The sequence below is a fragment of the Corynebacterium sp. TUM25015 genome, assembly GCF_056393505.1.
This window is the reverse complement of record NZ_CM150783.1, coordinates 892,028-914,593: the sequence shown is the minus strand read 5'-3', so window position 1 is coordinate 914,593 and position 22,566 is coordinate 892,028. Positions and strand designations below refer to the sequence as shown.

18 protein-coding genes and 1 riboswitch are annotated in these 22,566 nt (G+C 60.9%); of the genes, 2 read left to right on the top strand and 16 right to left on the bottom strand.

The genetic code is table 11. The features are described from left to right. Positions 1–11 precede the first annotated feature (11 nt). On the bottom strand, positions 12–1,301 hold the full coding sequence (locus AC06DS_RS04105; protein WP_477101080.1) for an adenylosuccinate synthase: 1,290 nt from the start codon (positions 1,299–1,301) through the stop codon (positions 12–14). A 141-nt stretch (positions 1,302–1,442) separates the two neighbouring features. On the opposite strand from AC06DS_RS04105, the gene AC06DS_RS04100 reads away from it, so the two are divergent. Beyond that, on the top strand, positions 1,443–2,297 hold the full coding sequence (locus AC06DS_RS04100) for a hypothetical protein (protein WP_477101079.1): 855 nt from the start codon (positions 1,443–1,445) through the stop codon (positions 2,295–2,297). A 37-nt stretch (positions 2,298–2,334) separates the two neighbouring features. Here the strand turns inward: AC06DS_RS04100 and AC06DS_RS04095 are convergent, their stop codons facing one another. The 12 genes from AC06DS_RS04095 to gcvP all read right to left on the bottom strand — a co-directional run bounded on the left by AC06DS_RS04095 (position 2,335) and on the right by gcvP (position 19,236). Next, a complete protein-coding gene (locus AC06DS_RS04095) occupies positions 2,335–5,934 on the bottom strand; it encodes a Rib/alpha-like domain-containing protein (protein WP_477101078.1) in 3,600 nt (1,199 codons plus the stop codon). A gap of 173 nt (positions 5,935–6,107) precedes the next feature. Next, complete coding sequence (locus AC06DS_RS04090) at positions 6,108–7,337, bottom strand: FUSC family protein (protein ID WP_477101077.1); 1,230 nt, start codon at positions 7,335–7,337, stop codon at positions 6,108–6,110. 10 nt (positions 7,338–7,347) lie between these two features. Continuing rightward, complete coding sequence (locus AC06DS_RS04085; protein WP_293790667.1) at positions 7,348–8,292, bottom strand: endonuclease/exonuclease/phosphatase family protein; 945 nt, start codon at positions 8,290–8,292, stop codon at positions 7,348–7,350. Between the two features lie 20 nt (positions 8,293–8,312). Beyond that, positions 8,313–8,786, bottom strand: a complete 474-nt coding sequence (locus AC06DS_RS04080; RefSeq protein ID WP_477101076.1) for a DUF3151 domain-containing protein — start codon at positions 8,784–8,786, stop codon at positions 8,313–8,315. A 14-nt stretch (positions 8,787–8,800) separates the two neighbouring features. Continuing rightward, on the bottom strand, positions 8,801–9,835 hold the full coding sequence (gene fbaA / locus AC06DS_RS04075) for a class II fructose-bisphosphate aldolase (protein ID WP_477101075.1): 1,035 nt from the start codon (positions 9,833–9,835) through the stop codon (positions 8,801–8,803). A 143-nt stretch (positions 9,836–9,978) separates the two neighbouring features. After that, complete coding sequence (locus AC06DS_RS04070) at positions 9,979–11,244, bottom strand: glycoside hydrolase family 76 protein (RefSeq protein ID WP_477101074.1); 1,266 nt, start codon at positions 11,242–11,244, stop codon at positions 9,979–9,981. Positions 11,245–11,568: 324 nt separating this feature from the next. After that, positions 11,569–12,252: a TrmH family RNA methyltransferase gene (locus tag AC06DS_RS04065; RefSeq protein ID WP_293790664.1), complete on the bottom strand. Its 684-nt coding sequence runs from the start codon at positions 12,250–12,252 to the stop codon at positions 11,569–11,571. A 7-nt stretch (positions 12,253–12,259) separates the two neighbouring features. After that, positions 12,260–12,802 (bottom strand): orotate phosphoribosyltransferase, encoded by a 543-nt coding sequence (gene pyrE / locus AC06DS_RS04060; RefSeq protein ID WP_476727799.1) that lies wholly within the window; start codon positions 12,800–12,802, stop codon positions 12,260–12,262. Between the two features lie 49 nt (positions 12,803–12,851). Next, a complete protein-coding gene (locus tag AC06DS_RS04055) occupies positions 12,852–14,549 on the bottom strand; it encodes a hypothetical protein (RefSeq protein WP_477101073.1) in 1,698 nt (565 codons plus the stop codon). 52 nt (positions 14,550–14,601) lie between these two features. After that, positions 14,602–14,985: a glycine cleavage system protein GcvH gene (gcvH, locus tag AC06DS_RS04050; protein WP_293790661.1), complete on the bottom strand. Its 384-nt coding sequence runs from the start codon at positions 14,983–14,985 to the stop codon at positions 14,602–14,604. An 88-nt stretch (positions 14,986–15,073) separates the two neighbouring features. Then, entirely contained in the window at positions 15,074–16,243 is a 1,170-nt protein-coding gene (gene gcvT, locus AC06DS_RS04045; protein ID WP_477101072.1) for a glycine cleavage system aminomethyltransferase GcvT, read from the bottom strand. Positions 16,244–16,296: 53 nt separating this feature from the next. Continuing rightward, positions 16,297–19,236: an aminomethyl-transferring glycine dehydrogenase gene (gcvP, locus tag AC06DS_RS04040; protein ID WP_477101071.1), complete on the bottom strand. Its 2,940-nt coding sequence runs from the start codon at positions 19,234–19,236 to the stop codon at positions 16,297–16,299. Positions 19,237–19,286: 50 nt separating this feature from the next. Beyond that, a riboswitch (glycine riboswitch) is annotated at positions 19,287–19,396 on the bottom strand. Between the two features lie 227 nt (positions 19,397–19,623). Between gcvP and AC06DS_RS04035 the strand changes: the two genes are divergently transcribed. Then, positions 19,624–20,508 (top strand): SDR family oxidoreductase, encoded by an 885-nt coding sequence (locus tag AC06DS_RS04035; RefSeq protein WP_477101070.1) that lies wholly within the window; start codon positions 19,624–19,626, stop codon positions 20,506–20,508. Between the two features lie 14 nt (positions 20,509–20,522). Here the strand turns inward: AC06DS_RS04035 and AC06DS_RS04030 are convergent, their stop codons facing one another. Genes AC06DS_RS04030 through AC06DS_RS04020 form a run of 3 tightly spaced genes read right to left on the bottom strand, consistent with a single transcriptional unit; the run spans position 20,523 to position 22,483 of the window. Beyond that, a complete protein-coding gene (locus tag AC06DS_RS04030; protein WP_473963832.1) occupies positions 20,523–20,960 on the bottom strand; it encodes a hypothetical protein in 438 nt (145 codons plus the stop codon). Positions 20,961–20,996: 36 nt separating this feature from the next. Continuing rightward, positions 20,997–21,584, bottom strand: coding sequence for a PTS sugar transporter subunit IIA (locus AC06DS_RS04025; RefSeq protein ID WP_293790656.1), 588 nt, complete (start codon positions 21,582–21,584; stop codon positions 20,997–20,999). An 11-nt stretch (positions 21,585–21,595) separates the two neighbouring features. Next, on the bottom strand, positions 21,596–22,483 hold the full coding sequence (locus tag AC06DS_RS04020; protein WP_448306909.1) for a sulfurtransferase: 888 nt from the start codon (positions 22,481–22,483) through the stop codon (positions 21,596–21,598). Positions 22,484–22,566: the final 83 nt, after the last annotated feature.

Genomic DNA, 22,566 nt, shown 5'->3' with positions numbered 1-22,566 from the left:
TCGCGCCAGCCCTAGCCTTCCGCTACGTCGTTGATGACGATAGTTTGGTCGCGCCCCGGCCCCACACCGATGTAGGAAATGCGGCAGCCGGAAAGCTCCTCCAGGCGCTTGACGTAATCCTGCGCCTTCTGCGGTAGTTCCTCGAAGGTCTTGCACTCCGTAATGTCCTCGTCCCATGCAGGCATGGTTTCGTAGATCGGAGTGGCATGGTGGAACTCGGTCTGCGTCATCGGCATCTCGTCGTGGCGAACACCGTCCACGTCATAGGCCACACAGATCGGGATTTCGCCGATGCCGGTCAACACGTCCAGCTTCGTCAGGAAGTAGTCGGTAAAGCCATTGACGCGGGAGGCGTAGCGGGCGATCACGGAGTCGTACCAGCCACAGCGGCGCTTACGACCGGTGTTCACTCCCACCTCTCCGCCAGTGGTCTGTAGGAACTCTCCCCACTTATCGAAAAGCTCGGTCGGGAACGGTCCGGCGCCCACGCGGGTGGTGTAGGCCTTGATGATGCCCAGGGATGCCGTGATGCGCGTCGGTCCAATGCCACTGCCCACGCAGGCGCCACCGGTAGTGGGGTTCGAGGAGGTCACAAAGGGATACGTGCCATGGTCCACGTCTAGCATCGTGGCCTGGCCGCCTTCCATCAGCACGGACTTACCGGCGTCAAGAGCCTTGTTCAGCTCCGTCGTCGCATCGATCAGCATCGGCTTGAGGCGATCGGCGTAGGAGAGGAAGTACTCCACTACTTCGTCCACATCGACGGCGCGGCGGTTGTAGATCTTCACGAGGATCTGGTTCTTCTGATCCAGCGCGGATTCGATCTTTTGACGCAGGATGGATTCGTCCAGCAGGTCCTGGGCGCGGATGCCCACGCGGGAGACCTTATCGGCGTAGGTCGGGCCGATACCACGACCGGTGGTGCCGATGGCGCGCTTACCCAAGAAACGCTCCGCCACGCGGTCGATAGCAATGTGGTACGGCGCGACCAGCTGCGCATTAGCGGACACGCGCAGGCGGGAAGCGTTCGCACCGCGGACCTCCAGCCCGTCGATTTCTTCGAAAAGCGCCTCTAGGTTCACCACGCAGCCGTTGCCAATGATGGGTGTGGCGTTCTCGGATAGCACGCCTGCGGGCAGCAGCTTGAGCTCGTATTTCTCGCCTCCGACGACGACGGTGTGTCCGGCGTTGTTGCCACCGTTGGGCTTGACGACATAATCGACCTTTCCGCCCAGAATGTCGGTAGCTTTGCCCTTACCTTCGTCGCCCCACTGGGCGCCTACGACAATGATCGCTGCCATGGAAACTTAAACACGTCCTCTTGGGTTGGTACAGATGTACTCACGGTTGTAGCCCCGCTCCGGCGGTCGGACGGGGCACCTAGACGTTTCACCATTCTAGTACTTCGCCGGTGGTTGTGGCACTCGCTATGGTGGGTTTCTATGTTGTTCTTCTTGCGTTGCGATGTTCCCGCCAGCGATCACGTGCGCGATCCCGTGCTGCCGGGCGAGGTCGTGGAATGCCTCGATGTATCCGCTGTTCCCACGCGCAAGGAGTTGCGCTTTTTGGATGATCTGGAGCGTTTTGTGGTGGGCTCTACCCCGTCGCTGGATGAGCTGATGCAACGCCCAGACGCACCCCATTTGGGCACCCCGCAGCCTGACCCGCACCAGGTCAGCGAGCGGGTGCGGGTGATTGTGCAGGGCAACGATGCCGCCATCGCCGCTGTGGTTTCTAAGTTGATGCGGATCGATGCTCTGTGGGTCGAGGTTGGGTTTATCCCTACCGGTTCTTCTGCGGTCGCTCTTTCTTGGGGGCTGGACGCCACCTTCTCCCCCGCCGAACATCTCACCTTCGCGCTCGCTTCCCCGGCTGTGCCGACTCCGGTGATCCGCGACGACCATGGCGTGGTGACGTTGGGAGTGGCCGAGGTGACTGGCCCGGAGGGTGATTCTGGGACTGCAGAGATGATCGGCGAGGTGATTGTTGATTCCGCGGTCTTGTTTGAGCAGAACAAGGCCGGAACAAGTGACTTCAATAACGGTGTGCGGATGGTGCCCACTCCGGATGCTCCAGGGTTGGCTGCGGTGCAGCGTCCGCCGTTGCCACGCAAGGGCCTGTTTGGGCGAGTGAAAAAGCCCCGCAGTGCCGTTTCTCCGACGGTACTGCGGGGTCGGGCCTTGCAGGCCGGTGGGGTGGATCTGGTAGTCACCCGCGATGGGGTGCGCCATCCCCGCCCGCTGAAGTCGGTGACGTTTTACCGCCACCTGCGGGACGGGCAGTTCGTGCGGCAATAGGCGGGCCGGAGCCCGCCCCATTCCTCAGGAACTGTGGCTAGCGAATGTAGCCGTGGTCGCGGGCCCAGTTGTATAGGCCAGTCAGCCCAGCACCGATGGCAAGGACGCCAAACAGCGCGGCGATGAAGTAGCCGAAGGCACTGGAACCAGTAACTCCGTCAGAGCTGCTGGAGCCAGAGCTGCCAGTGGGCTTGTCTTCATTGATGGTCACCTTCAGCGGCTTGGTGGCCTTGGTTCCATCTGGGTAGGTGATAAGAACCGGAATGGTGTAATCGCCCGGCTTAACGTCCTTACCCGGCTTGAGGCTAACGGTGCCGTCCTCGTTGACGGTCGCCCATGCCGGAGCACCTTCACCGGCGGTGAACTTGGTGCCGTCGGCCACATCGGTCGGAGCCGGGACGGTTGCCTCTTCGCCCGGCTTGACGGTCGTATCCGTGTACTCCGGGTTGTGGATCTCGTTGGCGGGCTTCACGGTAACGGTGACGTTCACAGTGGTGTCATCACCGGAGTTATCCGGGTATGTCACCTTCACCGGAACGGTGTAGTCACCCGGCTTAACATCCAGACCCGGCTTCACAGTCACCGTGCCATCCTCGTTAACAGTCGCCCACGCCGGAGCACCCTCACCGGCTGCGAACTTCGCACCCTCAGCCACGTCCTCCGGCTTCGCAGCGGTCTGCTCATCACCCTGCTTCACGGTCACATCCGTGTACTCCGGGTTGTGGATCTCGTTGGCGGGCTTCACGGTAACGGTGACGTTCACAGTGGTGTCATCGCCGGAGTTATCCGGGTATGTCACCTTCACCGGAACGGTGTAGTCACCCGGCTTAACATCCAGACCCGGCTTCACAGTCACCGTGCCATCCTCGTTAACAGTCGCCCACGCCGGAGCACCCTCACCGGCTGCGAACTTCGCACCCTCAGCCACGTCCTCCGGCTTCGCAGCGGTCTGCTCATCACCCTGCTTCACGGTCACATCCGTGTACTGCGGATCGTGGATCTCGTTAGCGGGCTTCACGGTCACGGTAACCACAGCAGTAGTGCGGTCAGCAGAGTCATCTCCGTAGATGACCGTCACCGGGATCTTGTACTCGCCCGGCTTAACCTCGAGACCCGGACGTGCCTCGAGGCTGCCTTCTTTGTTCAGAGTGACCCAGTTCGGTGCGCCTGCACCCAGGGAATACTCAGCGTCCGCAGTGCTGCCCTCAGGAGCAGCAACAGTGGCGGTCTCTTCCTGCTTTACCTCGATCGGCTTGTAGGTCGGATCATGTAGCTCGTTGATCGCGCGCTCCGTGACCGTGACCTTCAGCTCGCCATTGTCGATAGTGCCATCGGGGTAGGTGATGGTGACTGGTACGTCGTAGTTCTGCGGAGGAACATCGCCATCTGGGTTCAGTCGAACTACGCCCTGGTCGTCGATTGTTGCCCAGCTGGGAGCATCCTCTGCCAAGGCAAACTTCGTGCCCTCTGGCAGTCCTTCGATAGCGGGGGACTTTGCGGAGCGGTTCGCTTGAACGGTGATACTACCGAGCTCAGGGGAGTAGATCTCGTTGTCCGCCTTCTTGGTGACAGTCACCGTAGCGGTTACATCGTCCTTGGAACCATCGGTGTAGGTAGCAACAACTGGGATCTGGTAATCGCCAGGCGCAACCTGCAGGTTCGGCTTTACAGTAATGGTGCCGTCCTCGTTGACAGTCGCCCACGCCGGAGCACCCTCTCCAGCGGCGTACTGCGTGCCCTCGGCAGCCCCTTCCGGTGCAGCAACTGTCGCGTTGCTCTCCTGCTCCACCTTGGTGGCACCGGTGTACTTCGGATCGTGAATCTCGTTCTTCGGTTTCACAGTAACGGTAACGTTCACAGTGGTGTCATCGCCGGAGTTGTCCGGGTAGGTCACCTTCACTGGAACGGTGTACTTGCCCGGTTCAACGTCCAAGCCCGGGTTCACGGTCACAGTGCCGTCATCGGCAACCTTTGCCCACGTCGGAGCCCCCTCACCCGCAGCAAACTTCGCACCCTCAGCAATGTCCTTCGGAGGCTCGACAGTCTCCGTATCCTGCTGCTTCACGGTCACATCCGTGTACTTCGGATCGTGGATCTCATTATCCGGCTTCTTCGTGACGGTGACCTTCAGCTCCGTCTTATCGGAGGACTGATCCGGGTAGTTGATGACAACCGGGACAGTGTAATCGCCCGGCTTAATCTCCAGACCCGGCTTCACGGTCACAGTGCCGTCGGTATTCACGGTTGCCCAGGCAGGAGCACCGTCACCTGCTGCGAACGTAGTGCCCTCCGGAGCATCCTGAGGCGCAGCTGCATTCTCAGTATCCTGCTGCTTGACAGTCACATCCGTGTACTTCGGATCGTGAATCTGATTATCCGGCTTCTTGGTGACAGTCACCTTAGCGGTCAGATTGTCCTTGGAACCATCGGTGTAGGTAGCGACGACCGGAATCTGATAATCGCCAGGCGCAACCTTCAAGCCCGGCTTAACAGTAATGGTGCCGTCCGAGTTGACGGTCGCCCACGCCGGAACGCCCTCTCCAGCGGCGTACTCCTTAACCTCACCAGCCTCTTCCGGTGCGGCGACAGTCGCGCTGCCCTCCTGCTCTACCTTGGTAGTGCCGGTGTACTTCGGATCGTTCAGTTCGCTCTTCGGCTTAACAGTGACCTTCACCTTCACCACGGTGTTATCCGCAGAAGTATCCGGGTATTTAACAACAACCGGGACAGTGTAATCGCCTGGTGCAACATCCAAGCCCGGGTTCACAGTCACCGCGCCATCAGCGGCAACCTTCGCCCATGCCGGCGCATTAGCCCCCTTAGCGTAGATAGTGCCAGCCGGAGCGGCGGAAGTATCTGTCGAGGTCGCCGTATCCTGCTGCTTGACCTCAATGTCCGCATATTTGGGCTCGTTGACTTCAGCGAACTTTCCCACCTGAGTAGCGCCCAGGGTCTTGAACTGATCGGTCATGCAGGTGACCTTCAGTCCTGGGGTCTTAATGAATCCGCCAGCAATTCCTTGCCCCCAGACCATGTTGCTGGCGACAACACGCCCCAGGTTATCCAGCTTCTCGTACTTCTTCGGGGTCTGGACTGCAAGGGTTCCCGAGCTCTTCGCCTTGAGCTTAAGCTTGAGCTCCTGGTAGTTAATCGTAACCTTGCTACCGGACTTGCTGGGCTGCATCATCCCATAGACTTCCAGGAGGCGACCATTCAGCGTGGTTCCGGGCAGATTAGATTCGACCAATTCTGCGTCTGCGGAAAGAGCGAAGCGAATCCGGTTCGCTTTAGTATCTCCCCTCTCAAAGGATGGTTGTCCGCTCACGAGACCAGCCTGCTCATTCACGATGGACACCGGATCGATCTTGATCGTGACATCAAATTCCTCGCCCGGGCGGACACTCTCAGGCGTCGTCACGTGCATGCCAGTCGAGATGTCATAGTTCACGTTTCCTATACCGCCACCGGCATAGACGTTACAGCGGAAATCCAGGTTCGTATCCTGTGTCTTGCTGGCGGTCGCGGCCTGGGCAGCGGATGGGGACAGTGGAGATTCTGGAACCGCAGACACGGTCAGGATCATGCTGGCTGCGGCCGCGACAGCGATCATTGCGCGGCGGGAGCGAAGGTGCATCATAAGTGCTTCCTCAATTTAGAATGAGTCAATCCGAAAGCATGACGCGACAGAAGCGTCATTCGCTGCTGAATTTACGCCCCACTCCCAGGAAGTTCCACCCGTATTCATATTCAATCTTAATCTATTACTAATTTTTACCCCCGTTTCCTTATCAACCCCCGCTCCCACTCCTCTTACTCATCCCACATCTCCGGCGGCTGCCACGGTCGATCCACCGTCGGACGCAGAAATGCAATGGCCGATTCACGCGAGTAGCCACAGATCTGCAGGGCGTCCACAATAATCGAGCGGCACTGCGCCAACACCACCATGCCCGACAACCCAGTCCCCTCCGCAATATGCAGATCCGCCTCCGCACCAAGCTTTTGCAGGGCGCGCACGATCTCCGGAATCTCCACCGCCTCATCGCGCGTACCACGGGTGCCGCCCTCGGCGAACAACGCACCCAGATGCCCCAATTCGTTGGAGATACCACGCATCAGCTCTATCATCTCCTCCGGCGGTTCGATCTCGTCCAGCATCATGATCTCCGCCCGGCGCGCCAGCACGCGCGTGTTGCGCATGACATTATCCACGGGCACCAGGATGCGGTTCATCGTCTTCGCATGCCGTCTGGCCGTCCAATAGATCGGAGATACCGTCACCACTTCCGATCCCCCGCCCACGTTCGTGAGCAGGGCATTAACGTTTGTCTGCGTACCGCGGGCAACCTCTAGCGCCTTGGTAATTTTCTCCGCCTTGCGTTCCTCCATCCCCTGAGCCACATCATCCAACACCAGCGAGGCCTTAGACACCAGCGTGGAGACCTCCCGCCGGGCCGGGCGCAGCGGCGAGTTCGGCACCAAGGCCAGAACCAAAATGCCGATCACACCACCAACCAGCGCATCCACCATGCGGTCGAAAGACCCCGAGGTGCCTGGAGGCAGAATCGTCGCCACCAAAACCGCAGAACTGGAAGCCTGAAAAGCCACGGAGACGGACTTATCCACGAACGTCGCCACCAGAATTGCCACCAGCACCACCACTGAGACCTGCCAGTAGCCACTGCCGATATTGCTAATCAGCACGTCACCGATACCCACGCCCACCGCGGCACCCAGCACCAGCTCAAAACCACGCCGCAGCCGCTTACCTGCGCTAACCCCCAAGCTCAACACCGCAGCAATCGGCGCAAAGAAAGCCTGTTGGTGGCCGCAAACCTGCACCGCAATAAGCAGCGCCAGCCCAGCACCGATTGCACATTGGATGGCAAAGACCAGACCCTCGCGTACGCGGATCATGCCCTGCACAGGAGCAATGCGACGCAGGTTCCGCGCAGCGGCGCGCACGCCGGGGCGCAGGCGGTTGGCCGGCTCGCCCCACATTTCCTTTGCGGTTCGTGGCCGCCGTTGTGGTTCTGCCATGCCCGCCAGTCTAGGTGGTCACATCCGCCCACACTGCCAGATGGTCCGTGCCGAGGATGCGCTTCGTCCCGCCACCCAAGCATTCGCCAGTGGTCATAATGTGGTCCAGCCGAACCACAGGGAACACCGCCGGCCACGTCGGCGTGTGCGCCAGGTGCCCCGTACAGTCACTGAGCTCAAAATCGCGGTAGCGCGGGTGGCTGCGCGTAGCGTTGAAGTCGCCTGCCAGCACCAGATGGCGCCGGGAATTGGCCCAATCACTCAAGTTCGCCAGGTCGCGCTCCCACGCCGTACGATACTCCTTGACCGGCGCCACTGCGTGCACACCCACGAACTCGCTGTTGCCATGCAGCGGCGCGTTCACCCGGGGTGTTTGGAAACGGGTAAGGTCGCGCACCATGTTGCCGTGCGCCCCTGTTTTTTCTTTATATGACGCCGACACCAAGCCCACGACATTATCCGCCCGATCGTTGCCAGGCCGCGGCTTGGTCAAAGGCAGATAGCCAGTTTCCTCCGCTACGCTATCCACTTCCTCTTCATTCGTTTCCAAGAGGAAGACAACGTCCGGTTTAAGTTCCTCAATCGCACGGGCGATTCGCTTATCGTCAGCTTTCCCCCAGTATGTGTTGAGGGAAAATACTCGGGTGGAGTTGTGGGCGTCCGAAAAATTGGGGGCAGGTACGCGCGGGACGATCAAGACCGCCAGCACAGCGAGCACCGCGCACAGCGCCGCGCGGCGAACTGAATTCAGAATGCCCAGGCCGGCGGCGGCCAGCACCCCGGCGACCCAAGCGCTGGCTTGGATTTCCGCGACAAAGGGCCACGATGCGGTGGTTTGCGCGGGCCATAGGATGCTGGACATCCAGACGATCGCCACCACGACTGCGGCGATGCACAGGTTGCGGTGCGCCACCGGGTGGGGCGTCGGCTGGGAAAATGAACGGCGTTTGTTCAATTTCCTATTACGGGGGATCACTAGCGCTCAGTAGAAGAGGCAGCGGAGCCATCCAGCCCCAGGGCTGGAGCTGCGGCAGGATCACAGTCGTGCAGCAAGTTCAGGCAACGCACGACCTCATCGTCCTCACCGAGGGCGCGGGCGGTCTGCACCAATGCGCCGATTGCGCGGAGCACTCCCCGGTTAGGTACGTGATCCCAAGGCACCGGGCCGGTGCCACGCCACCCGTTACCGCGCAGCGCATCGAGGCCGCGGTGGTAACCAGTGCGGGCACAGGCGTAGGCCTGTACGGGCTGTCCTTCGGCCAGTAGAACCTCGGCCAGGGCGGCCCAGGCACCGGAATCCTTCAAGTTGGCGGAGACGGCCGCCTCCAAGGACTCGCGGGACGGTGTGGATGATTCCACCGCAACCGCACTGGCTAGTTCCTCCGGCAGACGCACCTCTGGGTGCTCTGCGCCGAAGAGATCTCGACTGTGACGAATCTGTTCTGCCATGGCTCCAGCGACGCTTACTTTGCGACGGAGGTGCCGGCAGAGTGCAAGTCGTTGCAGGCCTCAACAACGCGGACGGACATCGCTTCCTCAGCCTTCTTCAGGTAGGAGCGCGGATCGTACACCTTCTTGTTTCCGACCTCGCCGTCGATCTTCAGCACACCGTCGAAGTTGGTGTACATGTGGCGTGCAACCGGGTTGGTGAACGCGTACTGGGTGTCCGTATCAACGTTCATCTTGATAACGCCGTAGCGCAGCGCCTCTTCGATCTTCTCCTTTTCGGAGCCGGAGCCACCGTGGAAGACGAAGTCGAACGGCTTGTCGCCCTCGGACAGACCCAGCTTCTTCACGGCAGCCTTCTGGCCCATGTCCAGAACCTCCGGGCGCAGCTTCACATTGCCCGGCTTGTACACGCCGTGGACGTTGCCGAAGGTAGCGGCCAGCAGGTAACGGCCGTTCTCGCCGGTACCCAGAGCATCGACAGTCTTCAGGAAGTCCTCTTCGGTGGTGTACAGGTTGGCACCAGCCTTGGCCTCCACGCCGTCCTCTTCGCCACCCACGACGCCGATCTCAACTTCGAGGATGATCTTAGCCTTCTGCGCATCCGCCAGTAGCCCCTTGGCGATCTCCAGGTTCTCGTCGATCGGAATAGCGGAACCGTCCCACATGTGGGACTGGAACAGCGGGTTCTCGCCTGCCCCCACGCGCTTGCGGGAGATCTCCATCAGCGGGCGCACGTACTCGTCCAGAACTTCCTTCTGGCAGTGGTCAGTGTGCAGAGCAACGTTCACGCCGTAGTGCTTCGCAGCCTGGTGTGCGAAAGCCGCCAGAGCCTCCGCACCAGCAACCATGTTCTTCACGGCCAGGCCCGAACCGAACTGGGCACCGCCGGTGGAGAACTGGATAATGCCGTCGGACTCAGCATCTGCAAAACCCTTCAGAGCTGCGTTGATGGTCTCAGAAGAGGTGCAGTTGATAGCAGGGTATGCGAAGCCATTTTCCTTCGCATTGTCCAGCATGTCGCGGTAGACGTCGGGGGTTGCAATAGGCATTTCGATGCTCCTTCAAATCCTTGACTAAGGCAGGTTGGTCTCCGCCAACAATTATGCCGACAAATTCCACACCGTGCAGTCGCCTCCGGTGAATACTCCCCCTACTCCCCCGGAAGATTCGCTTGGATAGCCTTCGGGCTTGCCTACTGGCCCGCCTGGATCGTGCGTACTACCGCTTCCATGAGCATCCAGCCGGAAAGCTGCACCGAGAGGTCCCTTTCTGCAATGTCAGAGCTCGATACCGCCCCGGCAATTGTCGCCCCGACCAAGCCGCCGGACTGTGGCATGGTCGCATCCGTTCCCCAATCTGCGGAGAACACCGGCAGGCCATCGACCTCTAGCCGGTAACGCCACACCTTTTCGGCTGTGGCCAATACAATCCGTCGGGCTATGGCGACAGATTCGGCGCCGTGCCGACCTGGCGTCGGAACGCACTCAACAACAAGAGAAAGATAACGCGCAAGAATGCCATTAAATAGGCCGCCGTCCCCGCCCGCCGTGCGCACGTTAATAGCACCGTCGCGGTCGGTTAGGTGCGTTTCGATTGCGCGGAGGAGGCCATGGATGCGGGTAATTTCTTTGACGCCCACTTCTGAGACTTCTTCATCTCCAACCCCGGCGGCGCGTCTGCGCGCACGGGCGAGCTCCACGAGCGCGCCGAGAGTGACACCCTGACAATAAGGGTGCACCGCTGTGACGGGTTCTGGGCCGGCCATCCGCATGTGGATACCGTCCATGACCAGGCCATCTTCGTTGATGAGGTTGTCGAAGGTCCAGTCGACGAGCCGTTCCGCGGTGTCGATGTCTCCATGGCGGGCGGCCAGAATGGCGGCGGGGCCGTTGGTGGGGACGTTGTAGAAGGTCTCATTTGTGCGCCACGGCAGCACGCCGGTGAGGCTGTCCACGCCCTCGAATATGTTCTCCATCAGGGGCTCTAGGTCGCGCGGGATGCCGAGTTTCTCCTGGATTTTGGGGGTATTTGCCACCCGCTGCAGGGCCAGCGCGAGCCACGCCTTGTCATCGTAATAGTGGTTGGCGGTCAGGCGGCTGATGTTGCGGAGCCGCATGGCGCGGATGTGGCGCTGAATGGCGCGGATCCGCGAGCTGGTGGGGCGGCGGAGAGCAGCATCGATGACGTTGTCGATGTAGTGGGCTTGCCACCAATAGTGCCAGCGGACAAACATGCGGTCGCGGGTGGTCGGTGGCCAGGCGATGACGCCCAGCGTGGTCCGCGGGATACCCCAGAGTCGGCTGGCGTGGCGCTCGTTAATCGCCTGGTAGGCCAGGTCTGCGCGGTGATCCCAGAGTTCCAAGAGTTGCTGCTTGGGATCGGCTGCGGCTGCAGTTTCCTTGTCACCAGCGGCAGCCTTGACGTCGCTTTTCTCTCGCTTGTCTGGAAGTTTGAACACTTCTGCACACCTCACTAGGTTGTCGCACTTCTGCTGTTCCGCCGTAGTGCCCCGGCTTCCACTGCAGACCAGTCTATCTACAGGCTCTCCGCTGCTGCATGCTGCTGTCTGCTGCTGCATGTCCACAATCCGTGCTTCCCAGCCTTCATTACAGCCTCTTCACAGAGGAAAATGTCGCTAGAACGGGAATGTGTTAAAGACAATCTCTTTCAACTACACAAATATGCAGGTCACGGCGCTAACACTTTGTGCCAACCAGCCTGCACAACCAGCAGATTCCCGATTCAACGACATCCCCCCCCCAAGACGGCCAAATGGCCCCAGCTACCAGGCCTTATCCAGGTCCGCATGCTGGCGGATCCATGTATGCATCGCAATCCCCGCCGCCACACCGGCATTAATGGACCGCGTCGAGCCGAACTGTGCAATCGACACCGTCATGCGGGCAGCGTCCTGCGCCTCCTGGGAAACACCCGGCCCCTCTTGGCCAAACAGCAGCAGGCAGCGCTCCGGCAGTTCCGCAGTTTCCAGCGGAACGCACCCCGGGGTGTTATCCACTGCCACCACAGTTAGCCCCTCCCGGGCAGCGAACTCCAACACATCCGCAACCGTCGCATGATGTTGTAGGTGCTGGTAGCGGTCGGTGACCATCGCTCCGCGCCTGTTCCAGCGCCGCCGCCCGACGATATGCACGGTATCCACCGCAAACGCATTGGCAGTGCGCACAACCGTGCCAATATTCGAGTCGTTTTCGAAGTTCTCGATGGCGATATGCAGCGCGTGCCGCCGCGTATCAATGTCCTGAATGATCGCGGACTGCCGCCAATAGCGGTATGCGTCAACCACGTTGCGTGTGTCCCCGGTATCCAGCAGTTCGGGGTCGAAGCGCGGATCCGTCGGACGGGGCTGGTCGGGATACTCATCCTCCCAGCGGCGCACGCCATGGGGATGCTCCAGCCATTCCGTCGGTCCGGGCTTATCGTGTGCTTCGGGTGAAGTGGGCGTCATAGAAAAACTAAGCAAGCCCCAGGTCAGACAGGCCCAGCAGCGAGCGGTACTCAACCCCCTCGGCCTCGATAACATCCTTGGCGCCCGTCGCGCGATCCACAACTGTGGCCACACCAACAACAGTCGCGCCAGCCTCGCGAGCTGCGGCAACGGCTGTCAGAGGCGAATTGCCGGTAGTCGTCGTGTCCTCGACGATGAGCACTCGCTTGCCTTCAATGTCCGGCCCTTCGATACGGCGCTGCATGCCGTGCTTCTTAGCCTCCTTGCGCACGACAAAAGCGTCGATGGATTCCCCATCTGCGTGCATGATCGCCGTCGCCACCGGGTCCGCGCCAAGAGTTAGTCCGCCGACGTGCGCGTAATCCCAGTCTGCAGTCAGTTCACGCAGCAGCTCTCCGATCAGTGGAGACGCCTCGTGGTGCAAGGTAGCGCGACGCAGATCAACGTAGTAGTCGGCCTCCTTGCCGGAGGACAGCGTTACGCGCCCATGCACGACCGCCAGCTCTCTAACGAGTTCAGCAAGGCGCTGCTTCTTAGCTTCATCAATCATTGCGGTTTCTCCTTCTGGTTGCTGCTGGCTACTGCCTGGTTACTGCTGCTTACTGCTGATCGTCTTCGACGATCTCGCCGTCGACGGTTTCGTACTCGATCGGTTCGATAGGTTCGGGGCGGGCGTGGCGTGCTTCTGGCGCGCGATGACGCCCCCTGCTCCGCCGCCGTTGCGTCACAGGAGACAAACGCACTGCAGTGGACTTAGTCTCCTCGACTTCCGCGAACTCATCGAAGTCCTCGAGCTCATCAAAAATTGTGGCTTCTTCCGCATCATCGCGGATGACCCGCGCGTATTGAGAAAAGTGGGAGCTCATGTGCTCCGGATCTTCGCCCAGTCGCGGGATGCCTCCATCGCGGCGGCGCCGGCGCCCTGCGTGTGGGTCGTCGTCCGCATCTGCGTCGTCATAATCGCCTACGGCGAAGCTGTCGAAGCTTTCTGTATCCCCGCCTTCCCAGCGCGCGTGCGTTCGGGAGGGGAAGGCCACCGGCTCAGCGGGGCGAGTGATGTCGGGGCGTTCTGGGTTCGGTACCTCGGAGTGCGCGGCAACCTCTTCGGCCTGTTCTTCAGCAGCGCGGGCGGCGGTCGTGTCGGCTCCCTCGCCTTCAGCAGTGCCCTCGCCCCCGCTGCTGGTATTGCCATCTGGAACGGCCCGCAGGTGCGCGCGACGAGAGGAGGTCTCTGCAGCCTGCTCCTCAATCGCTTCCTGGTTCACCGGATCATTGGTGTGCACTTGCAGTGGCCCGCCAGGCAGCGGTCGCAGCTGATCGGCCACGAACATCTCCAACGGCGCACTGGTATGTGCCGGGGGTAGCACCATCGCGGCATCCACCAGCGAGCGCAGCTGTGGGAAGATCGCCTGCCACACGTGGAAATCTAGTTTCCGGGAGACCCGCACTACCGTCCAATTCTGCCCCCATGCCACATCCGTCGCGACCTGCGAAAGTGCGGCCAGAGCATCCTCCACGCGGGCATCCAGCATGCGGTCGAGCGCGCGGACGTCGGTGGTATAAGCCGCGAACGGCGGCTGATCCAGCAAGTCGGTTCGCCGCATGCCCGCAGGTTGCGCTCCCCCTGCTGAATAAAGCACCTGAACTGGCGATTCTTCCACTCGCCGCATAGCCATCAACGTGGAAGAACCGAGGTCACCGATATGTACCTGGTGCCCGTCGATGAACCCGCTCACAACCTCTCGCAAGGTCGGCACCCCGCGCTGGTGGTCGCCGGTGATGGCGACGGGCCAGTCCCGCGCGACTTCACTGTCTTCCTTTGTGTATTCGAAGCCGTTGTCGGCTGCCCATTGACGACGCCGCCTCCGGGGAAAACCGAAAGCCGCCATCGCCGACGCGGACGAACGCGCGGGAACAGGTTCCTTTTCAGGCGTGCCTTCTTCCCCGGACCAGTCATCGAACTGGGGGCCATCCCACGCCTCAGACCACTCTTCACCGTCTGGGTTGTCGGTGCTGTCTACAGCCTCCCCGTAATCCGGGTCGTCCTCCCAGTCCTCGTCTTCCGGGTAATCCCCGTCGTACCCGTAATCCTCAAAGTCCGAGTACTCCTCGTAGTCCTCGTAGTCCTCGAACTCCTCGTTTTCCAAGCCCTCTGGGTCTTCGGTGTGTACTGCACCTTCTGCAGCCTGCTCTACGCCAGAGCCTGCGCCCTCGGCCTTTTTTGCGCGCAGCAATAACCACACGGCGAGGCCCAACAAGGCCAAGCCGAGGAGTAACGCGAAGATGGAACCGCCCATAGAGACTGTGAGGAAAGCTGAGGAGTTGGAGTACTGAGTACTAAGAGCTGACTTACTCGTTAGCCGCCTGGTAAGCCTCAGCGTCCATCAGATCACCGGACTCGGTGACCTTTACCTCGTACAGCCAGCCCTCGCCGTAGGGATCCTCGTTGATCAGGCCAGCGTTATCCTCCAGCTCCTCGTTGATAGCTACAACCTCGCCGGAAACGGGAGCGTAAATATCAGATACGGACTTGGTGGACTCGACCTCACCGAAAGCCTCGCCAGCCTCAACCTCAGTACCGACTTCAGGCAGTTCAACGAAAACGATGTCGCCCAGTGCCTCAGCGGCGATGTGGGTGATACCCACGCGCACGGTCTCGCCCTCCACAACGGCGGAGGTGTTAACCCACTCGTGCTCCTCGGAGTACAGGAAATCAGTTGGCAGTGCAGTCATTGTTTTTAGCCTCTCTTTTTCAAACTTTTGCGGTTATTTGTGGTTATCTGCCCAAACCATACACCAGCGGACAGACAACCCTTTTTCGTTACTTTTCCCGGGAGTAGAACGGCAGCGCCACAACCTTGTATTCGAAGCGCTTACCACGAATATCTACCTCAACAGTTGCACCCTCGGCAGCCGCACCGGAATTCACAGCGGCCTTCGAGACATACGCCATAGCCACCGGGTGTCCCAACGTCGGCGACAGCGCGCCGGAGGTCACGGAACCAATCGTGGTCTCGCCTTCCGCTGCGTACACCTCGTATCCCTCGCGGGCAGCGCGACGGCCTTCGCCTACCAAACCGATCAGGATCTGCTGGGTGCCCTTGTCCTTCGCGGAAACGATGGCGTCGCGACCAACGAAAGAGTCCTTGGACTTCGTCGCAGCAAGAATGCCCAGACCCGCATCAACCGGCGTCAGCTTCAGCGACAGCTCGTGGCCGTACAGAGGCATGCCCGCCTCCAAGCGCAGAGTGTCGCGGCATGCCAGGCCGCATGGCAGGCCGCCCAGCTGCCCGGCCACGTCCATAGCCTTCGTCCACACAGCCTCCGCGCCATCGTTGTCCACGATCAGCTCAAAGCCGTCCTCGCCGGTGTAGCCCGTGCGCGCAACCAGTACCGGCTGGCCTGCGGCAATACCCTGGAATGCCGCGTAGTAGCCCAGTCCCTCGATGGCCTCTGCCACGGTCTCGCCCGCGCCGGATGCCTCAGGAACCTCTACCACGTTGTCTACGATTTCCAGCATCGCCTGCGCGGCCTTCGGTCCCTGTACGGCGACCATGGAGGTCTTTTCCGACTCGTTTTCAACCTCTACATCGAAACCTTCGGTACGGCTCTGAAGTGCGGAAACGACGTTATCCACATTGCCCGCATTCGGCACGATCAGGAACTCGTTTTCCCCCAGGCGGTAGGTAATCAGATCGTCGATAATGCCACCGGATTCGGTGCAGATCATCGAGTACTTCGCCTTGCCGATCTTCACCGCGGACAGCTTGGAGATGAGCGCGTGATCCAGGAACTCCGCCGCCTTCGGTCCGGTCACGCGCACCTCGCCCATGTGGGAAAGATCGAATACGCCCACGGACTTACGCACCGCGTGGTGCTCATCAAGTTCGCTACTGTACTTCAGCGGCATATCCCAACCGCCGAAATCGGTGAAGCGAGCGTCCAGCTTCTTGTGTACTTGGTACAGCGCGGTCTTCTTTAGTTCGGTCATATCTTATTCTCCTTCTTCTCGTTTTTTATGACGCCCCTAGGCCCCAACGATCCTTAGTCTTCGTTAATTGCGAAGTCTTCCAAGGGCGGGCAGGTGCACACGAGATTGCGGTCGCCATAAGCATTGTCGATACGACGCACGGGCGTGAAGTACTTGGTGTGCCGCAGGCTGGCCACTGGGTATGCGGCCTTAGCGCGGCTGAAGTGTCCACCGGATACAGCTTCCTCGAAGTCGTCCCGCACAACAGAATAAGCGGTAAACGGCGCATGGCGCAGAACGGACTGCTCGGCGGTCACCTTTCCGTCGATGATCTCCTGGATCTCGTCGTAAATGGTGACCATGGCCTCGATGAAGCGGTCCAGCTCCTCCTTATCCTCCGACTCGGTGGGCTCCACCATCAGGGTGCCGGCCACGGGGAAGGACAAGGTCGGTGCGTGGAATCCGAAGTCCATCAGACGCTTGGAGACATCCTCCGCGGTAATGCCGGAGGCCTTCGTCAGCTCGCGCAGATCCAGGATGCATTCGTGGGCGACCAGGCCGGTATCGCCCTTGTACAGCGTCGGGTAGTACTCCTCCAGCTTTCGGGAAACGTAGTTAGCGTTGACCAGCGCCATGCGGGAAGCCTCGGTCAGTCCCTCGTCACCCATCAGAGCAATGTAGGACCAGGTGATCGGCAGCACGCCTGCGGAACCGTACAGGGCACCCGAAACCGGCTGACCGGTTTGCAGGGCGGCATCCCCGTCCAGGACGTCGGCGTTCGGGTCGGCGGGCAGGAACGGAACCAGGTGCTCCGCTACACAGACCGGGCCAACGCCCGGGCCACCGCCGCCGTGCGGGATGGTGAAGGTCTTGTGCAGGTTCAGGTGGGATACGTCGCCGCCGAACTCGCCCGGCTGGGCCAGACCCACTAGGGCGTTCAAGTTGGCACCATCGACGTACACCTGGCCGCCAGCTTCGTGGACCTTCTGGCACACGTCGCGCACCTGCTCCTCGAACACACCGTGGGTGGAGGGGTAGGTCAGCATGATGGCGGCGGTCTGCTCGCCATACTTCTCCAGCTTGGCCTCCAGATCCGGGACGTCGATAGAGCCGTCCTCGGCGTTCTTCACAGCAACCACCTTCAGACCCGCCAGGGCTGCGGAGGCGGCGTTCGTGCCGTGTGCGGAAGCCGGGATCAACACAATGTCACGCTGGTCGTCGCCACGGGACTGGTGGTAGCGGTGGATAGCCAGCAGACCTGCGAACTCACCCTGGGAGCCGGCGTTTGGCTGAACGGAAACCTTGGCATAACCAGTGATCTTCGCCAAGCGCTCTTCCAGATCCTCGATCAGCTCAATCCAGCCCTGTGCCTGCTCCGTCGGAACCTGCGGGTGAATGCCCGCAAAGCCCGGCCAGGTGATGGGCTCCATCGAGACCGCTGCGTTCAGCTTCATGGTGCAAGAGCCCAGCGGGATCATGGTGCGATCCAGCGCCAGGTCGCGATCGGCGAGCTTGCGCATGTAGCGCATCATCTGAGTCTCGGAGTCAATGGAGGTGAAAATCGGGTGGGTCAGGATCTCCTCGTCAGCTGCGCGCAGCACGCCGGCCTGCCCCAGTGGCCCGGCGGTAACGTCGAAGCCCGCGGAGGTGACGTCGCCGGTGCGGGAACCCAGCACCTCGATCAGCTTGGCAATGTCCTCATCCGTGGTGGACTCACCCACCGAGATGCCGACAAAGGAATCATTGACCTGGCGCAGGTTGTAGCCTGCCTCTGCTGCGGCGCGCAGAGCCGTGGAGGCGTCGCCCAGAGAGGAACCAGACACATCAACGGTGACAGTGTCAAAGAAAGTATCGTGCGCCAAGGTCAGGCCAGCCTCGGACAGGCCAAGTGCCAGGGCGGTCGCACGAGCGTGGATGCCCTCCGCGATTGCGCGCAAGCCAGCCGGGCCGTGCCAGACCGCGTAGAAACCGGCAACGACAGCCAGCAGAGCCTGGGCGGTACAGATGTTACTGGTGGCCTTATCACGGCGAATGTGCTGCTCGCGGGTCTGCAGAGCTAGACGATAAGCCGGGGTGCCCTCAGCGTCCACGGATACACCCACAATGCGGCCCGGCAGCTTGCGCTGCAGGTTCTCGGTGCAGGAGATGAAGCCTGCGTGAGGGCCACCGAAAAACAGCGGCACGCCGAAACGCTGAGCCGAACCGACGGCGATATCTGCACCCTGGGAGCCGGGAGAGGAAAGCAGTACCTGAGCCAGTAGGTCGCAGGCGACCGTTACCAAGGCACCGGCGGCCTTTGCTGCACCAATCACACCGGACAAGTCGCGCACGCGCCCCGTGGAGCCGGGGTTAGAGAGTACGACGCCTACGAGGTTCTCATAATCCTCGAAAGAGACATCATCAGCCAGATCTGCCACCTCCACCGGAATGCCCGCAGCCTCGGCACGAGCCAGGGTGACGGTGATGGACTGCTGGTGCAGGGCAGAATCCAGCAGCACCACGCCGCCCTTCTTAAAGGCCTTTGCGTTACCGCGTGCCATCAACTGCACGGCCTCTGCCACGGCAGTGGCCTCATCCAGCAGGGAGGCACCTGCGACCGGCAGGCCGGTCAGATCCTGCACCATCGTTTGGAAGTTCAGCAGAGCTTCCAGGCGACCCTGGGAAATCTCCGGCTGGTACGGGGTGTAGGCGGTGTACCAGCCCGGGTTCTCCACCACGTTGCGGCGGATAACGGCCGGGGTGATTGTGTCGTAGTAGCCATTTCCGATCAGCTGCTGCTTCTGCACGTTCTTATCGGCGAACGCACGCAAGGCGGCGAGGGTATCAGTCTCGTCCAAGGGCTCCGGCAGACCGATCGGGCCGGCCTGGCGGATGGACTTCGGCAGGGCATCATCGGCCAGCGCGGCGGTGGATTCATAGCCCAGGTAGTCCAGGATCTCCTTGGTATCAGCCTGGTTCGGGCCGATATGACGCTGAACGAAGGGGGCAGAGTTACGGCGAGTAGCAGTAGACATTGCTTTTTCAGGGACTTTCCGGTCGTAAGTGCACGGTCGTAAAAAGGAGCCCTCCCCACTCTGTCGCTTGTACCTGAGAGCTTCACCCGGGCAACCCGGCTTTTCTCCTTCGGCGCCCGCGTGCACACGACTGCGCGCAGGTCTTTCCAGAGTTGCCTCACTGCGACGGTTCTTGGGGCCTGAGAGTGTCCCGGGGAGGAATTGCTCCGTCGGCGGCCGACGCGGTTCAAGCGCCGAGCCTCTCCCACCACAGCTAAAAGCGGCAAAAACATATGCAGTTTTCCCCCACATCATAGCGGGCGTGGGTCGGATCACTAAAGAATCCCAGCAATGGGGAAAATCTCATTCTGGCTCCGTGCCCCCGCTTGAACCGCCAAAATGTTACGCATGGCAAAACTTCCTAGCTTCCTCCCCCACGCTCTTCCCGCCGTTAACGGCGGAGTCGCAATCGTCACTGGCGCTTCCTCGGGCATTGGACGCGCCACCGTCGCCGCCCTCGCAGAGCTTAAATCCAGAGCTGCTACAACCTCCACGACCACTTACGCCCCAACCCACATCATCGGTACCAGTCGAAACCCCGACACCATCACTGACCCTGTCGATGGGGTCGATTACCTCCCCCTCGACCTGGCTGACCCTGCCAGCATCGACGAGTTCACCTCTTCTGCCCTGAGCTACGGCTCCCCCACTGTGCTCGTCAACAACGCTGGCGAAAGCCAATCCGGCCCCTTGGAAGAGCTCCCCTATGATGCCCTGCACCGTTTATTTGAGATCAACGTGCTGGGACAAGTGGGCGTCACCCAGAAAATCCTGCCGGAAATGCGACGTAACGGAGCAGGGCGCATCGTGATGGTCGGCTCGATGCTGGGCTCATTTCCATTGGCCTACCGCAGCAGCTATGTCGCGTCGAAAGCCGCCATCAAAGGCTTTGCTTTCGCCGCCCGGCGCGAAGTCAGGCCATTTGGTGTGGGCATTTCCGTGGTCGAGCCTGGGTCGATCAACACGGGGCTTTCCACGCGGCGCACCAAGTACGTGGATCTTAATGGTCCCTACGGCGCCGAGTTCTCCACCATGCTAAAGAACCTGGATAACAACGAAGCCAATGGCATTTCGGCGGAGCGCGTGGCCATGGAGATCCTCAAGCCCATCACCACGGCTCGCCCTCAGCCGCTGTATGCGACGGGGTCGATGGCGCCGGTGGTGTTCCCCCTTTCCCGCGTGCTGCCGACAGCGGCTATGCATTGGCTCATCAATCGCAAGCACGGACTCTAAGACTCTTAGCTGTGCTAGGTTCTAAAGCTGGTGTCCCAGACGTCCTCGACCGGCTCCTCCTCCCAGCCAAAGAACTCATCGTCGAAATCGCGACCGCGACGAGTAGACCAGTCATCCCAGGGTGCGGCGAACAACGCCAAAATGCCCGCTCCCACAATTCCCGTGATCATCAGCGCCCCGGCCAACGTGATCAACCAGATGGTCGAGTGGAGATAGAAGACGAACATCAGCAGCAACGTTCCGATCAGCCCGACGGTCGCCAGCACAACGTATAAGCGATTCACAGGGTGCCGTCGGTGCCCGTAGCTATTGCGCATGGTGGCCAGAAGCGGCCATACCTGCACCCCAATCAGCACGACAAAGAAAACACCGGCGATCTTCTGAACCTGTTGCGGGGTGAAGATATCCACCGCACCGGACAGCGCCAGGAGCATCCCCAGCGTCGCAACCATGCTCAGAAATTTACGTACCATCGCCCGCGGACACCCCTACACCCAAAACAGGTTGTCGCCGCCCATCACGGGCTCGCCCGACATCACGTCTATCTTTATTTCCGACGCCCCCATCTGCAGCCCCAACACCATCACTACCGGGTCGAATCCCATCCGGCCCAGCTCCCGGGGAGTGTAAGTACATAGGGGTGTTCCCTGTCGTACTATGTCGCCTTCCTGGACATGTACGTCGAAGCCTTGCCCACCAAGGCGACCGGTATCCACGCCGAGCTGCATAAAGATGCATGGCTGGTCGGCCAGCATTTCCGCATGGCGGCCGTCTACGGCATGGGTACCAGAATCCGGGCGGAGGGTGGCTGGCAATGACTGGGCTTGAATGACATACATGTTCGGCGCCACGCGCTTCATCATCCCGCCAATGGGTGCGAGCGCTTGTACAACCTCCACGCCTGCGTCGGGGATTACGGCTATACCTGCGCCGATGGTGCCAGTGGCAAGCACGGGGTCGGGAACGGAATTGAGGCTAACGGCAGTCCCCGCCAGCGGGGTCACAACGGGATACTGAACTGGCAGCTCCTGTTGCAGGCCGGGCCTACGGGGATCCTGTGCGAAACGGGGATCCATACCTCCAGAGTCTAACCGCGTGCGATGGGTCGCGAGGAGGAAGCGGACCATTGAGACCAACCTCCTACGAAGTTTTTGGCCCCTGGCAGTCCCGCGTACTCCATTGCGGCAATAAACAGCGAGGAGTGCAGCCCGGATCCGGAGTAAACACACACGTCCTCACCACTGGTCACACCATGGTTGGCAAGGATCTGCCGGATCTCCTCCGGGGATCGCACCTTGCCGCTGGCGCTGCTGTCGCGCTCGCTACGGTTCTGGAATAGTTCCTTAACCGGAATGTTGATGGCTCCCGGAATGCGACCGGCCTGGTGGTCGAAGCGTTCCTTCTTGCCAGTGAAGCGAGAATTCTCGCGCGCATCCACCAGGATGTGATTCTCGCGCCACTCATTCACCTCGTCGAGTTCAAGGGTGGGCATGCTACCCGCACGAACCTCAGTGGTACCGCGGCCGCGCAATGCACCGATTCCACCTGCGACGTCTCCGCCCGCCGCCTCCCACGCGCCTGTGCCGCCGTCGAGGATGCGGACGTTCTGCACACCTGCCCAACGGAAAACGAACCAGGCGCGAGCTGCATAGAGGTTGGCGCCGGCGTCATAAATGTATACAGGGCGACCATCCGTAATACCCCAATCGTTAAAGCTCTTCTGCAGCTCCTCGGGGGCGGGCAAAGGGTTACGTCCGACATGGCGGGAAGGGATGGAGGCCAGGTGCACCAGGGGGTTACAGAACATGGCGCCGGGAATGTGCTGGCCGACATAGGCCTCCCAGGCGCTGTTTTCGGTACGCGCCCAGTGCGAGTCGATCACGGTCATACGCTCGCCCCGTTTGAATGCTTCTAGCATTTCCTCGCCGGTGACGAAGGGGCTAGCGGGCGGCTGTTGGGCAATAGGGTTGCTCATAGTTGCCAAGTCTAGAACCCCGCGTGCGCCGATGTTGCATACGTGTGGCTACAGTGACGCTCCGTTACTCCGGAGCCCTATTG